The sequence below is a fragment of the Zoogloea sp. genome (assembly GCF_028689785.1).
Taxonomy (GTDB): domain Bacteria; phylum Pseudomonadota; class Gammaproteobacteria; order Burkholderiales; family Rhodocyclaceae; genus Zoogloea.
Window position 1 is genome coordinate 1 of record NZ_JAQVCN010000011.1, and the last position, 14,432, is coordinate 14,432.

A 14,432-nucleotide genomic window follows, 5' to 3' on the forward strand; every position below is an offset into this window, starting at 1 on the left:
CGAGGTCGTTGATCATCCCCTGCAGGCCCAGCACGGCACCGTCTTCCGGCGAGTAGATGCGGGTGACGCCGTAGTCGTGGAGCTCCTTGATTTCGGCGGGCACGATCACGCCACCGCCACCGCCGAAAACCTTGATGTTCTCGCCGCCGTTCTCGCGCAGCAGGTCGATCATGTACTTGAAGAATTCCACGTGGCCGCCCTGGTAGGACGTGATCGCAATGCCCTGCACGTCTTCCTGCAATGCGGCATTGACGATCTCGCCCACCGAGCGGTTGTGACCGAGGTGGATGACCTCGGAGCCGGTGGATTGAAGAATCCGCCGCATGATGTTGATCGACGCATCGTGGCCGTCGAAAAGCGCCGCAGCGGTGACGAAGCGCACCTTGTTCTTGGGCTTGTAAGCGACGAGTTTCTTGGCAACGCTCAGGTCGGTCATGGTTATCTCCCCCACATCATGTTTATCGGACCCATGCATGTTAGAAGGGAGGTGACACCTTAGCCATTGCCGTTGTCGACGGCTTTCGTGCAAAATCCGCCAAGCTGCAGCCGGCCCGCCGGCACCATCACCCAATAGGCTGGAGAGAGCCCTTTGCCGAGCAAGCCCGCCCGTCAGGGCTCAACAGTATCAATGGGTTTCGTTACCGGCATGCTGGCCGGCATGTCGCAACGCAACATCAACCCCACCCTGCTTCTGGCCGAACTCGACATCGATCTTGCAGACGCAGCCGCCCGGGTGCCTCTCGATCGCTATGCAAGCCTCTACAACCTGGTCATCCGCGAACTGCAGGACGAAGGCTTCGGGCTGTTCTCCGGCCCCATGGGGCCGGGCAGCTTCGAGTTTCTGTGTCGGGGCATGCTCGGCGCCCCCACCCTGGCCGACGGCCTCGACCGGGCCCGGCGTTTCCTCGCCATCGTGCTGCCCGACCTGCAGGTCAAGGTCGTGCGGGGCGACGACCGGGCCGAACTGCACATCCGTGAAGCCCGGCCCCTAACCCCCACTCCGGACGACCCGGCCCGGGTATTTGCCTTCGAATGGCTGCTGCGCCTGCTCCACAGCCTGTCCTGCTGGCTGGTCGGGCGCGGCCTGTCGCTCGATTCGGTGGATTTCCCCTTCCCCCCACCGGCCCATGCGGATGACTATGCCCTGGTCTACACTGCGCGCTCCCGTTTCATCGATGGGCCGCAGTTGACCGCCCGTTTCAATGCCACCTTGCTCGATCTGCCGATCCGCCGCGACGAGGCCGCCCTATCCAGTTTTCTGGAGGGTGCCCCGGGCCGGATCAGCATGCTCTACCGGCGTGACCGCAACACCGTGACCCGGGTTCGCGACCTGATCCGCGACGCCCTGCCAGCCAGCCTCACCCAGGACGAAGCAGCCAACCGCCTGCACATGTCACCCCGCACTCTGCACCGTCGGCTGGAAGAAGAAGGCGCCAGCTTCCGCGGCATCAAGGAAGCCCTGCGCAGGGACATGGCCCTGGCCCGCCTCACCAAGACCCGCCAGCCGATCTCCCAGGTGGCCGCCGACCTGGGCTACGCCGACACCTCGGCCTTTTACCGGGCCTTCACCAGCTGGACCGGCATGTCGCCAGAGCGCTACCGCAAGCACCTCTCCCTCACCGCGCCCCCCAACGGCGATCCGCAGCCCTGACCGGGATGCCCCCGCAACCCATGCCAACCGATCTCACCGCCCTGACCGAAGACCTGATCCGCGACGCCGATGGCCTCTTTGCCGACTTGCTGCGCAATGCCATGATCGGCGTCTATATCGTCCAGGACGGGCTCTTCCTCTACGCCAACCCCTGCTTTGCCGAGATGTTCGGCTATGCCCAGGAAGATATCTGTGGCCTCATCGGCCCCGACGACCTGATGGCTCCGGGAGAACAAGGCAAGGTCGGAAACGCCTTCAGCAAGCGCTTTGACGGGTCGAGTGACACCGTCCACTACACCTTCGAGGGAGTACGCAAGGACGGCAGCCGCATCGACGTGGAAGTCTTTGGCAACAGCACCGAGTTCAACGGACGCCCGGCCATCATCGGCATGCTGGTGGACATTACCGCCCGCTGCGCCGCCGAACGCACCGCCAACGAACGCCTCAACTTCATTGGCCAGCTCATCGAGGCCATCCCCAGCCCTCTGTTCTTCAAGGACGCCGAAGCACGCTACCTGGGGTGCAACAAAGCCTTCGAGGCTTTCATCATGCGCCCCCGGGCCGAACTGATCGGCCACTCGGTGTTCGACATCTCCCCGCCCGAACTGGCCGCCCGCTACCACGAGGCCGACCAGGCCCTCTTCGACAGACCCGGCGTACAGTCCTACGAAGCCTCCGTCGAGGCCGCCGATGGCATGCGCCGGGACGTCATCTTCAACAAGGCCACCTGGCTCCAGGCCGACGGCAGCATGGGCGGGCTGGTGGGCGTCATCACCGACATCACCGAGCGCAAGCAAACCGAAGCCCTGGTATGGGTGCAGGCCAACTACGACCCCCTCACCGGCCTGCCCAACCGCCGACTGCTCCACGACCGGCTCAGCGAGCTGATGAAAAAGGCGCACCGGGACCACGCCAGCGTGGCCGTGCTGTACATCGACCTCGACCGCTTCAAGGAAGTGAACGACGCCCTCGGCCACGAGGCCGGCGACCAGCTGCTGGTGGAGGCGGCACGGCGCATCGTCGGCTGCGTACGCGAATCCGACACGGTAGCCCGCCAGGGGGGTGACGAGTTCACCGTACTGCTGCCGGGGCTGTCCGACCGCGCCCCGGTGGAACGCATCGCAGAGGACATCATCACCGCCATCGACCACCCCTTCTGCCTGGGTGACGACCTGGCCTATGTCTCGGCGAGCATCGGCATCACCTTCTTCCCCCAGGACGCCACCACCTCCACCGACATCCTGAAGAACGCCGACCAGGCCATGTACCACGCCAAGGACGCCGGCAAGAACCGCTTCAGCTACTTCTCCCCGTCGATGCAGGAACACGCCCTGCAGCGCCTGCAGCTCGGCAAAGATCTGCGCAGCGCCCTCGCCAAAGCCCAGCTGGAACTGCATTTCCAGCCCATCCTGCACCTTGCCAGTGGCAAAGTGCGCAAGGCCGAGGCGCTGCTACGCTGGAACCACCCGACCCGTGGGCAGATCCCCCCGGATGAATTCATCCCCGTCGCCGAAGAGCTGGGCCTCATCGACGCCATCGGCACCTGGGTATTCGAACGCGCCATCGACTTCATCCTGCGCTGGCGCGCCCTGCACCCGCCAGCGGCGGGCATGCCCTGCCCGGCTCATGCATTTCCATCGAGATCACAGAGGGTCTGCTCCTCGATGAACAACCGGTAGTCATCGCCCAGCTGGCCCGCCTCAGCGCTGCTGGAATCCAGGTATCCATCGACGATTTCGGCACCGGCTATTCGGCCATGGCCTACCTCAAACGCCTGGACATCGACACCCTCAAGATCGACCGTTCCTTCGTGCGCGATCTGACCACCGACCCGGGCGATCTGGCCATCACTGAAGCCATCATTGCCATGGCGCACAAGCTCGACATCAAGGTAGTGGCCGAGGGCGTGGAAACCCTGGCGCAGCAGGCGCGTCTGAGTGCTGCCGGCTGCGACTACAGCCAGGGCTTCCTGTTCTCCCGCCCCCTCCCCGAGGCCTCCTTCTTTGCCCTGATCGCCAACCCCGCCCCATGATCGCCCGCATCACCCCCGTCTCCGCCAGCCCCGGCCGCGCCGGCACCCCCGAAGAGCTACGCCGCTACGACCTCCTGCTGGCCGGCTTCGACCTGCTTGACCAGGCCATCGCCGTGTTCGACGCCAGCCCCAAACTGGTCACCTGGAACAAGGCCATGCTGCGCCTGCTCGACTTTCCCGAAGCCATGGTGCGGGTCGGCACCCCCTTCGAAGACTTCGTGCGCTTCAACATCCAGCGTGGCGAATACGGTGACAAGCACCGCAGCAGCGCCGAGGTGGAGCGCCTGGTAGCGGAGCGCATGGCCGCCGTACGGGCCTTTCAGCCCCACCACGCCGAGCGCACCCGTCCCAACGGCCAAGTCTTGTCCATCCGCGGCGTGCCCATTCCCAACCTGGGCTTCGTTACCCTGTGGACCGACGTCACCGAACAGCGCCGCTACGAACAACTCATCGAGAGTCAGAACGCCGAGCTCGAGAGCCGCGTGCGCGCCCGCACTGCCGAGCTGGAAGCCGCCACCACGCGCCTCGACAACGTGGCGGCCCAACTGGCCCGCAGCGAGGAGCGCCTGCGCCTGATCATGGACGCCATCCCGGCCCTAATCGCCTATGTGGACTCCGGCGAGCGTTACGGCTTTGCCAACAAGGGTTACGCCGACTGGTTCGGCCTCGACAAAAACACCATCGTCGGGCGCAGCATCGAAGAAGTCTTCGGCCCCGAGGCCTACACCCAGATCAAGCCCTACCTTGAACAAGCCGCCGCTGGCGAACAGGTCAGCTACGAATACTGCCGCACCAACACCGACGGCAAGCCCGTTTATGCCCGCAGCGCCGTGGTGCCGGAGGCCTCCTTGTCCGGCGGTGTGCAGGGCTTCTTCGTGCTATCCATCGACATCACCGAACAGAAGGCCAGCCAGGCCGCCCTGATCCAGGCCCAGAAGATGGAGGCCGTGGGCCAACTCACTGGCGGCCTGGCTCACGACTTCAACAACCTGCTCACCATCATCACCGGCAACCTGCACACCCTGCGTGACAAGCTCCCCGCCCACCAGGGCTTCGAAGACCACCTGGAACCGGCTCTCGCGGCCGCCCGGCGCGGCACCGAGCTGATCCGCCGCCTGCTCACCTTCTCCCGCCAGCAGCCCCTGGAGCCAGCCCCCGTCGAAGTGGGTGCCCTGGTGCATGGCATGAGCCAGTTGCTGTCCCGTTCCCTCACCGAACGCATCGACATCAAGCTCGCGCTGCCCACCGAAAAGCTGCACGCCCTGGTGGACCCCCACCAGCTCGAAAACGCCCTGCTCAACCTGGCCATCAACGCCCGCGACGCCATGCCCGACGGCGGCACCCTGACCATCTCCCTGGCCACCCGCCATGTCTCCCCGAGCCTGGCCCTGCTGGTGGAAGTCCCGGCCGGCGACTACGTGCAGTTCGACGTCTCCGACACCGGCACCGGCATCTCCCCCGAGCTGATGCCGCGCCTGTTCGAACCCTTCTTCACCACCAAGGCCTTCGGCGCCGGCAGCGGCCTGGGCCTGGCCATGGTGTACGGCTTCATCCGCCAGTCGGGGGGCAACATCCGCATCCTCAGCACCCCGGGCAAGGGCACCAACGTGCGCTTCATCGTGCCCATGAGCGACAGCCCGCCTCCGCCGCCAGCCGCCCCGCGCCACGCCACGGCCAGTGTCACCAACCAGAGCCGCCTGACCCTGCTGGTGGAAGACGAGCCCGAAGTGCGCAAAGTCATCCGCCAGCAGCTCACCGAACTGGGTTTCCCTGTCATCGAAGCCAGCAACGGCGTCGAGGCCCGGGCCATGCTCGAAGCCGTCGACGACATCGCCCTGCTTGTCTCCGACACCGTCATGCCCGGCCTCGGCGGGCGCGAACTGGCCGCCGAGGCCCGCCGGCTGCGCCCGCAACTGCCCATCCTGCTCATCACCGGCTACGCCACCCGGGATGTACCTGCGGGCAGCTCCAGTATCCCGACCCTGCGCAAACCCTTCGACCGGGCCGCCCTCGCCGCAGCCCTCGCCGCCCTCGACTACCCGGAGCCCCCGGCATCATGACCACCCCAGACAAGGACACCCCCCTCATCTTCGTCGTCGAGGACGAAGCCGACATCGCCCGCCTCATCGCCAGCACCCTGGGCGAATACGGCTTCCGCACCGAGACCTTCGGCACCGGCCGTGCCCTGCTCGCCAAAGTCCGGCGGGCCCAACCCGAACTGGCCATCCTCGACCTCGGCCTGCCCGATATGGACGGCCTGCAGGTGTTGCGCGACCTGCAGGAGCAGCACCCCTGCGCCGCCCTCATCCTGACAGGCCGCAACGGCCTCACCGACCGGGTGCTGGGCCTGGAGCTGGGCGCCGACGACTACCTGGTCAAACCCTTCGAACCCCGCGAACTCGTCGCCCGGGTGCGCTCCATCCTGCGCCGCTACCAGAAAGCCCCCGCCAGCGAAGCCACCAGCCACACCGGCGCCCGCTTCGCCGGCTGGCATTTCGACATCGGCCGCCTCAACCTGTGCACCGAAGACGGCCGCGAGGTGTCCCTCTCCGCCGCCGAAGCCGCCCTGCTGCAAACCCTGCTCAAGCGCCCCAACAAGATCCTCACCCGCGAACAACTCATCGGCGAACGCGACCTCGACCCCTTCGACCGCAGCATCGACGTGCGCATCTCCCGCCTGCGCCGCAAGCTCGAAGACGACCCGCAAGACCCGAAGATCATCAAGACGGTTTACGGGGCGGGGTATCTGCTGTGTGCCAGCGTGGAGTGGGAGTGACGCTGACGGGGTTCATCCTATCTTCCTCGGTTGTCCTCCCTGAAACCGTTGTAAACCCAATGGCGGCAGGGGTTTGCACATCCTTGGCCGGATCACCCGATGGGTAACGCGACGGATGCACCGACAACGGCTGGAGGGCCCGTGGGGTCGGGTTCATTCGACCGCGGACACTGAGCGGCGGCATGCCGACAAGGCGACGCACCGATGTCAATGAATTCGACCCCGGAGCAGCGCCCTCCCGTAAAATCCCCCCTCCTGCAAGGAGGGAAAACCAATCATGACAAGACCATTCAAAGTCCTCGGCGTCCAGCAGATCGCCATCGGCGGGCCGTCCAAGGATCGCCTGCGCACCCTGTGGGTCGACATGTTCGGCCTCGAAGTGACCGGCAACTTTGTTTCCGAACGCGAAAACGTGGACGAAGACATCACCGCCATGGGCAAGGGCCCGTTCAAGGTCGAAGTAGACCTGATGCAGCCCCTGGACCCCGAGAAGAAACCCGCCGTCCACACCACCCCGCTGAACCACGTGGGCCTGTGGATCGACGACCTGCCCAAGGCCGTCGAGTGGCTCTCGGCCAACGGTGTGCGCTTTGCACCGGGCGGCATCCGCAAGGGTGCAGCGGGCTTCGACATCACCTTTCTCCACCCCAAGGGTAACGAGGAGTTCCCCATCGGTGGTGAGGGCGTGCTGATCGAGCTGGTTCAGGCCCCGCCGGAAGTGATCGACGCCTTCGCCAGACTGGCTGGCTGATCGCTGCGACACAGCTAAAAAAAGGGCCGGTCTCCTTACGGGGGCCGGCCCTTTTTCAGTTCACGCACGCAATTACAGATTGCGGGCCTGGAAGGTATTGCATGCTGCAAGCTGCCCCGACTCAATGCCGCGCTTGAACCAGCGCATGCGCTGCTCGGCCGAACCGTGGGTGAAGCTGTCGGGCACGGCGTAGCCCTGGGCCTGCTTCTGCAGAGTGTCATCGCCGATGGCGGTGGCGGCCTGCAGCGCCTCCTCCACATCGCCGGCCTCAAGGATGCCCCGGGCAGCGTCGGCATTCTTTGCCCACACCCCGGCCAGACAATCGGCCTGCAACTCCAGACGCACTGACAGGGCGTTGGCCTCGCGCTCGGAGGCTCGCTCCCGCGCGGCCTGTACCTTGCCCGAGATGCCCAGCAGGTTCTGCACATGGTGACCGACCTCATGGGCAATCACGTAAGCCTGGGCGAAGTCACCGGGCGCCTTGTAGCGGCTTTTCAGCTCCTGGTAGAAGGACAGATCGATATACACCTTCTGGTCGGCCGGGCAGTAGAACGGCCCCATGGCCGCCTGCCCCATTCCACAGGCCGTGCGCGTGGCCCCGGAGAAGAGCACCAGGGTCGGCTCCACATACTGTTTCCCGTTCTGGCGGAAGATCTGCTGCCAGGTGTCCTCGGTTTCGGCCAGCACATGACGGATGAACTTGGACTCAGCGTCGTTGGCCGGCGGCCCTGCCGGACGCGAAGTCGCCGACGGAGCCGGAGTCTGGACGGCCTGATTGAGCACAATGCTGGGATCGACGCCAAAGTACATGGCCACCAGGGCCAGCACGATGGTGCCCAGGCCAATACCCTTGCCACCCACAGGCAAACCGCCACCGCCACCACCGCGGCGATCCTCGACGTTTTCGCTTTCCCGGCTGTTGTCGAAACGCATGGAATTTCCTTTTCTGGATCAGGTCGCAAGGGTGAGGCGTGGCGCCCCCTTGTTCAAGGCAATATGCCAGCAAAGCACGTCAAATAGTGTGTCTCATTCCATCATTCCAGGGGAATGGGGCGGCCCGCCATCCCTCGTTAGCGGGGCCGGCCGCGTTTTGCGCCGCAACAATTATCTTGTGCCGTCAGCGCTTTACCGCTATAGTCCGCGGTCCGGTGCAAAGCGGTTCGCACCGAGTCACATCGTCCCTGACCTTCTTATATCTCCCGTATTCGACGAGAGGTTGTCCTGATCGGTTAGTGCCGATATGCCAGTCAGGCAGCCCAACTGTTGCGCGCACTCCCTGCGCGGCGACGCGTTGCCGTTTTTTCTTCGCGGGCACCGCATCCGCAATACCAAAGATAAGGAAGCGAACATGGATTTCGCCAGCCTCGGCCTGTCCGAGAACATCGTCAAAGCCGTTGCAGACGCCGGCTACACCGAACCCACCGCCGTTCAGCAAGCCGCCATCCCCGCCGCGCTTGCCGGCAAGGATCTCGTCGTATCGAGCCAGACCGGCTCCGGCAAGACTGCCGCCTTCATGCTGCCGTCCCTTCAGCGCCTCACCGCCGAACCGACCATCAAGGCCCGCGGCCCCCGCGTACTGGTGCTCACCCCGACCCGCGAACTGGCCGTCCAGGTCACCGACGCCTGCAAGGGCTACGGCAAGAACCTGCGCTACGCCAAGGCTGTCAGCGTGGTCGGCGGCATGCCTTACCCGGTGCAGAACAAGCTGCTGTCCAGCCCCTATGAAATCCTGGTGGCCACCCCCGGCCGCCTGATGGACCAGATGAACAGCGGCCGCATCGACTTCGCCCGCCTGGAAATCCTGATCCTCGACGAAGCCGACCGCATGCTCGACATGGGCTTCGTGGATGACATCGAGGCCATCGTCGCCAAGCTGCCGGCCAGCCGCCAGACCCTGTTCTTCTCCGCCACCCTCGACGGCCAGGTCGCCCGCATGATGCAGCGCCTGCTGAAGGACCCGGAGCGCATCGAAATCGCCTCCGCCCAAACCCGTCACGAGAACATCGAGCAGCGCCTGCTGGTGGCCGATGACATCAGCCACAAGAACCGTCTCCTCGACGGCCTGCTGCGCGACGTGAGCATGGAACAGGCTATCGTGTTCACCGCCACCAAGCGCGACGCCGATGCCCTGACCCTGAACCTGGAATCCCAGGGTCACTCGGTGGCCGCCCTCCACGGCGACATGAACCAGCGCATGCGCACCCGCACCCTCGACCAGCTGCGTCGCGGCCACCTGCGCGTGCTCATCGCCACCGACGTGGCCGCCCGTGGCATCGACGTGCGCACCATCAGCCACGTCATCAACTACGACCTGCCCAAGGTTGCCGCCGACTACGTGCACCGCATCGGCCGCACCGGCCGCGGCGGCTCCAACGGCGTGGCCATCAGCCTGGCCGAGCGTCGCGACGTGCGTCTGCTGCGCGCCATCGAACGCTACACCCGCCAGCCCCTCGCCGTGCACACCCTGCCGGGCCTTGAGCCGCGCAGCACCATGCCCGCCGACGACCGCCGGCCCGGCGGCCCGCGCCGTGACGGTGGCCGCAGCTTCGGCAACGGCGGTGGTCGCTTCGGCGACAAGCGCCCCTCCGGCGGTTTCGGTGGCGGCCGCGGCGACCGCGAACCCCGTCGTGACGCGGATGGCCGCCCCGCCAGCCCCTGGGCCGGCAATGGCGAAGGCCGTCGCGATTTCCGTGACGCCCCCCGTCGCGCCGAAGGCGCCCCGCGCCACCCGGAACACCGCACCGAGTTCCCCCACGTGGCCAAGCGCAGCTCCACCCACCACAACAGCGGTGGTGGCTTTGGCGGCTCCCGTAGCGAAGGCACCGGCGGCAAGCCCCGCGCCGGTCGCACCTTCAATCGCGACCGCTAAGAGATAGTCCGGCCGGGCTCCACCCTGGCCAGTCTTCCGGAAGGGCACCTGCGGGTGCCCTTTTTCATTGCCGGCCTGACGCGAGGAATAGGGGCAAAAGCCCCCTCACTTCGCAGGGTTGAACTGCGCCCCCCTGTCTATGATGGAAGGAAACAAACGCGCAAGCGGCCATCCGCTCGCCCTCCGCTTCCATTCCAAAGGGAAAAACCATGAAGATCACCAGTCCCATCGTTGGCGAAGTCGACGTGTCCGCAGATCGCATCATCGACTTCCCGGCCGGTCTCCCCGGCTTCGAGGCCTGCCGCCAGTTCACCCTGCTGCACAGCGAAGGCAACGACGCGCCCAAGCTGTTCGTACTCCAGTGCCTCGACGACCCGGAAGTGGCTTTCACCGTCACCACCCCCGACATCCTCGGCCTCAATTACGAATTCCCCCTGAGTGACGACGAAGTCGCCGGCCTGCAGCTGGGCAATGCCGATGATGCCAGCGTGCTGCTGATCGTCAGCCGTGGCGAGCCGGGCGCCTCCCCCGTGCGCGCCAACGTCATGGCACCGCTGGTCGTCAACACCGCCACCCGTCGTGGCCTGCAGAAGATCATCGGCAAGGTGGACACCAGCGTGACGCTGAAGGCCGTAGCCTGATCCGGCTCCACGGCACGATGAAAATGGGGCGCCCACAAGAGCGCCCCATTGTTTTGCCCGCCACCTGCACGCTCAATAGAGCAGGAAGGCCTCCCGCGCATCCAGCCACTCCCGTTCGTCGGCAAAAGCCTGAGCATCCAGGTCGCCCGGGCGAGCGGTGGCGTCATCCACCCATTGACGCAGGCTCTCCGAACCATTGATGAGGTCGATGGCAAGGCGATCGTGTTCGTACTCGTAGGGAAAATCCCGCCACAGGGGGTAGTCCCGCTGCAAGCGGCGAATGGCTTTGAAGGCCAGGGCCTGCAGGCGCCAGGGGCGGAAAGCGGCGTGCTTGTAGTGGGTGGGATCTTCCACGTGGATCTGCACCCCGTTGCACAGCTTGCCCGCATGCTTGTGAAAAGTTGGCTCGAACCAGCACTCACGCAAGCGGCAGCCGGCCAGCCACTTGGGTGCAATCGCCTGCATCTGGGCGATCACCTGATGGGCATCGATGTCCGGTGCACCAAACAGCTCAAGCGGCCGGGTGGTGCCCCGCCCTTCCGACAAGGTCGTGCCCTCCAGCATCACCGTGCCCGCATAGGCTCGGGCCATGGAAAGGTTGGGGGCGTTGGGGCTGGGGTTGATCCAGCTGCGCTCGGTCACCGGCCAGCCGTAGCCGGGAGCCGCATCCGGCTCCCAGCCGGTCATGGTGATCACCTCACACTCCACATCGAGCTTGAGGGTGGCAATGAACCAGCGGGCCAGCTCGCCCATGGTCATGCCATGACGCATGGGCATGGGCCCCGCGCCGACAAAGCTCTCCCACCCCGGCTGCAGCAAGGTGCCCTCCACCGGCCGGCCGGCGGGGTTGGGGCGGTCAAGCACCCACACCGCCTTCTTGTGCCTGGCCGCGGCCTCCAGCACATAGCGCAGGGTGGTGATGAAGGTGTAGATGCGACAGCCCAGGTCCTGCAGATCCACCAGCAGCACATCGAAGCGGTCCATCATCGTCGCTGTGGGCCGGCGCACCTCGCCGTACAGGCTGAACACGGGGATGCCGTGCTGCGGGTCGAAGTAGTCGGACGACTCGACCATGTTGTCCTGCTTGTCGCCACGCAGGCCGTGCTGGGGCCCGAAGGCCGCCGACAGCTGAATGTCGGGCAGGGCCGCCAGGGCGTCGATGGCGTGCTCCAGGTTGCGGGTGACGGAGGCCGGGTGGGCCAGCAGGGCAATCCGCTTACCCGCCAGGGGGCGGCGCAGGGAAGGGTCGGCAAGAAGGCGGTCGAGACCGAACTGGATCATGGTGTCGGGGCCGGTAAGGCGAGGGCAAAGCCGTCGCGGTGGTGAAAATCGGGCTTGCCGGGCGGATGGCCCAGGGCCCAGTAGCAGTGGCCGCCGTCGGCGTGCTCGACAACGGCGGTGATGCCCAGGCGCAGCGCGCCGGCCGGCAGGGACGCCGCCGGAAGGCGCACGTCCAGCGTCAGCACGCCGCCAGAACGCTGCCAGCCAAGCTGCGCCGCCGGCAGGGCGGGGCTCTCGATGCGTGCCCGGTAGGCGGAAAAATCAAAGTGCGTCCATTGCCCACCCGGAGAAAAGTTGAACTCCCGGTAGACTTCACCCCCTTCTGCCTGCACGAAGAGTTCGAAACAGGTATGCGCCCACAGGCGCTCCAAGGGCAGGCCACCAGCCGGAATGCGCAGACCGTCCAGAGCCCCGTCGAGCCGGTAACGCAGGCTCAGGCCACCATCAGCCTCGCACTCTGCCACCACCCGTATCCCCCTCACACAGGCATCCGGCGTATCCGGATGGCACACGAGGGCGTGAAACGGTGACAGATTCATGAGTGCTCCAAAGGGCGTCGGACCCTCCAGTTTAGCCGGTCCAGGCAACACGTTAAACTCCCGTCACTTTCTGCGGTCAATCCGCCTCTGCCTTTCGCTGCCACGCCATGTCCGCCCCCCATCACCCCATCCAGCGCAGCCTCTGGGACCGCCTGCGTCAGGTTGCCCTGTTCGAGATCGGTGGCTTGCTACTGATCAGCCCGCCCTTCGTGTGGCTATCCGGCGTGCCAGCCGTGGAGTCCATCGGACTACTGCTCCTCCTGGCACTCATCGCGGCGATCTGGAATGGTGCTTACAACACCGCCTTCGACTGGTTCGAGGGGCGCCTCACCGGCCGCAGCGCCGACCGGCGCCCCTTGCCCCTGCGCGCCGCCCATGCGCTCGGCTTCGAAGGGGGCCTGCTGCTGATGAGCCTGCCCATCATCGTGCTATGGACGCAGATGGACTGGCTCTCCGCCCTCGTCGCCGACATCGGTCTTGCCCTTGCTTACATGGTGTATGCCTTCGGCTTCAACCTGGCCTACGACCGCATCTTCCCCATCTCTGCCCAACCCTCGAATCCCTGACCCACGAGCCCCCACCATGCCCACCACTACCCTCACCATCACCGGCATGCAGTCTGACGACTGCCTGCGCACCGTCATGAACGCCATCCAGGACCTGCCCTGCATCGGCTACGTAGACGTCTCCCTCGAAACGGGCCACGCCGAGATCGAGCACACCAGCATGGTGTCCGAAGGCGACATCCGCTCGGCCATTGAAGAAGCCGGGTTTCCGACACGCTGAACCTTGGGATGGTCGAATGAATTCGACCCCACAGCGCTCGTAGGGGCGATTTCAGTCGCCCGCAGACTTGGATCAAGGGCCTGCCTGTGAGCGACGCACGGATGGGCGACTGAAGTCGCCCCTACACATCCCCCTGTGCGAACGTGGGCGCCCTGCCCCCGCCCGCTATAATCCCGACCCTCGCTCCCCCCAGGATTTCACCGTGTCCGACCGCCTCGCCGTCCTTCCCCAGTATCTGATACCCAAACAGGCCATCACCCTGCTGGCCGGCAAGCTGGCCAGTGCCAGGGCCGGCGGGCTCACCACCTCGGTGATCCGCTGGTTCGTGGGGCGCTACGGGGTCAACATGGCCGAGGCGGCCAATCCGGACATCGCCAGCTACGCCAGCTTCAACGACTTCTTCACCCGCCCCCTCAAAACCGGTGCCCGCCCCCTGGCCGACGCGGACTTCATCTGCCCGGTGGACGGCGCCATCAGCCAGTTCGGGCGCATCGACCGGGACCGCATCTTCCAGGCCAAGGGCCACGACTACTCCACCCATGCCCTGGTGGGCGGCGACCGGGACCTGGCCATCCAGTTCCAGGACGGCGAGTTCGCCACCCTCTACCTCAGTCCACGGGATTACCACCGCATCCACATGCCGTGCGACGGTCGCCTGACGCGCATGATCTACGTGCCCGGCGCCCTGTTCTCGGTCAATCCCACCACCGCCCGGGGCGTGCCCGGCCTGTTCGCCCGCAACGAGCGGGTGGTGTGCGTGTTCGAGAACGACGAGATCGGCCCCTTCGTGCTGGTGCTGGTGGGCGCCACCATCGTGGGCAGCATGGCCACCGTATGGGAAGGCCAGATCAACCCGCCGCGCCCCGGCAAGATCCGCGAGTGGGACTACGCCCCGGGCAAGGTCACACTCAAAAAGGGCGACGAGATGGGGCGCTTCCTGCTCGGCTCCACGGTGGTCATGCTCTTCCCCAAGAAACGCATCAGCTTCACCCCCGACTGGGCCCCCGCCCGCCCCATCCGCATGGGCGAGGCCATGGGCAGCCGGGCCTTGTAAGCCGATTTCCATGGGGTCGAATACGTTCGGCCCTACCGCCCGAGGAAGCCCC

15 protein-coding genes are annotated in these 14,432 nt (G+C 65.8%); 11 read left to right on the top strand and 4 right to left on the bottom strand.

Annotated features, from left to right (window positions below):
- A partial coding sequence (locus PHI64_RS07385) for a cobalamin-dependent protein (RefSeq protein ID WP_299867446.1) occupies window positions 1-436 on the bottom strand: 436 nt, incomplete at its 3' end.
- 192 nt (window positions 437-628) lie between these two features.
- On the opposite strand from PHI64_RS07385, the gene PHI64_RS07390 reads away from it, so the two are divergent.
- The 6 genes from PHI64_RS07390 (at window position 629) to PHI64_RS07415 (ending at window position 7,210) form a co-directional block, all read left to right on the top strand.
- Window positions 629-1,651: an AraC family transcriptional regulator gene (locus tag PHI64_RS07390; RefSeq protein ID WP_299880929.1), complete on the top strand. Its 1,023-nt coding sequence runs from the start codon at window positions 629-631 to the stop codon at window positions 1,649-1,651.
- Between the two features lie 20 nt (window positions 1,652-1,671).
- Complete coding sequence (locus tag PHI64_RS07395) at window positions 1,672-3,330, top strand: diguanylate cyclase (protein WP_299880933.1); 1,659 nt, start codon at window positions 1,672-1,674, stop codon at window positions 3,328-3,330.
- Window positions 3,306-3,683 (top strand): EAL domain-containing protein, encoded by a 378-nt coding sequence (locus PHI64_RS07400; RefSeq protein WP_299881154.1) that lies wholly within the window; start codon window positions 3,306-3,308, stop codon window positions 3,681-3,683. Before PHI64_RS07395 ends, PHI64_RS07400 begins: the two co-directional genes overlap by 25 nt.
- A complete protein-coding gene (locus PHI64_RS07405; protein ID WP_299880936.1) occupies window positions 3,680-5,743 on the top strand; it encodes a PAS-domain containing protein in 2,064 nt (687 codons plus the stop codon). Before PHI64_RS07400 ends, PHI64_RS07405 begins: the two co-directional genes overlap by 4 nt.
- Window positions 5,740-6,459, top strand: coding sequence for a response regulator transcription factor (locus PHI64_RS07410; RefSeq protein WP_299880939.1), 720 nt, complete (start codon window positions 5,740-5,742; stop codon window positions 6,457-6,459). The genes PHI64_RS07405 and PHI64_RS07410 overlap by 4 nt, the downstream gene beginning before the upstream one ends.
- Window positions 6,460-6,733: 274 nt before the next feature.
- Window positions 6,734-7,210: a VOC family protein gene (locus PHI64_RS07415; RefSeq protein ID WP_296568694.1), complete on the top strand. Its 477-nt coding sequence runs from the start codon at window positions 6,734-6,736 to the stop codon at window positions 7,208-7,210.
- Window positions 7,211-7,282: 72 nt separating this feature from the next.
- Here the strand turns inward: PHI64_RS07415 and PHI64_RS07420 are convergent, their stop codons facing one another.
- Window positions 7,283-8,143, bottom strand: coding sequence for a neutral zinc metallopeptidase (locus tag PHI64_RS07420; RefSeq protein ID WP_299880942.1), 861 nt, complete (start codon window positions 8,141-8,143; stop codon window positions 7,283-7,285).
- Between the two features lie 415 nt (window positions 8,144-8,558).
- Here PHI64_RS07420 and PHI64_RS07425 point away from each other — a divergent pair, with 415 nt between their 5' ends.
- Window positions 8,559-10,079 carry a DEAD/DEAH box helicase gene (locus PHI64_RS07425; protein ID WP_299880945.1) on the top strand — a complete coding sequence of 507 codons (1,521 nt, stop codon included), beginning with the start codon at window positions 8,559-8,561 and terminating at the stop codon, window positions 10,077-10,079.
- A 209-nt stretch (window positions 10,080-10,288) separates the two neighbouring features.
- On the top strand, window positions 10,289-10,720 hold the full coding sequence (gene fliW, locus PHI64_RS07430; RefSeq protein WP_299880948.1) for a flagellar assembly protein FliW: 432 nt from the start codon (window positions 10,289-10,291) through the stop codon (window positions 10,718-10,720).
- Between the two features lie 72 nt (window positions 10,721-10,792).
- Here the strand turns inward: fliW and PHI64_RS07435 are convergent, their stop codons facing one another.
- Window positions 10,793-12,001, bottom strand: coding sequence for a DUF1343 domain-containing protein (locus PHI64_RS07435; RefSeq protein ID WP_299880951.1), 1,209 nt, complete (start codon window positions 11,999-12,001; stop codon window positions 10,793-10,795).
- Entirely contained in the window at window positions 11,998-12,540 is a 543-nt protein-coding gene (locus tag PHI64_RS07440; RefSeq protein ID WP_299880954.1) for a DOMON-like domain-containing protein, read from the bottom strand. Before PHI64_RS07440 ends, PHI64_RS07435 begins: the two co-directional genes overlap by 4 nt.
- Before the next feature lie 107 nt (window positions 12,541-12,647).
- Here PHI64_RS07440 and PHI64_RS07445 point away from each other — a divergent pair, with 107 nt between their 5' ends.
- From PHI64_RS07445 to asd, 3 genes are all read left to right on the top strand, one after another.
- Window positions 12,648-13,106, top strand: a complete 459-nt coding sequence (locus PHI64_RS07445) for a PACE efflux transporter (RefSeq protein WP_299880957.1) — start codon at window positions 12,648-12,650, stop codon at window positions 13,104-13,106.
- 16 nt (window positions 13,107-13,122) lie between these two features.
- The gene (locus PHI64_RS07450) at window positions 13,123-13,326 is read left to right on the top strand and encodes a heavy-metal-associated domain-containing protein (protein ID WP_299880960.1); all 204 of its coding nucleotides are present in this window, start codon (window positions 13,123-13,125) and stop codon (window positions 13,324-13,326) included.
- Window positions 13,327-13,528: 202 nt separating this feature from the next.
- Window positions 13,529-14,380 (top strand): archaetidylserine decarboxylase, encoded by an 852-nt coding sequence (asd, locus tag PHI64_RS07455; RefSeq protein ID WP_299880964.1) that lies wholly within the window; start codon window positions 13,529-13,531, stop codon window positions 14,378-14,380.
- Window positions 14,381-14,432: the final 52 nt, after the last annotated feature.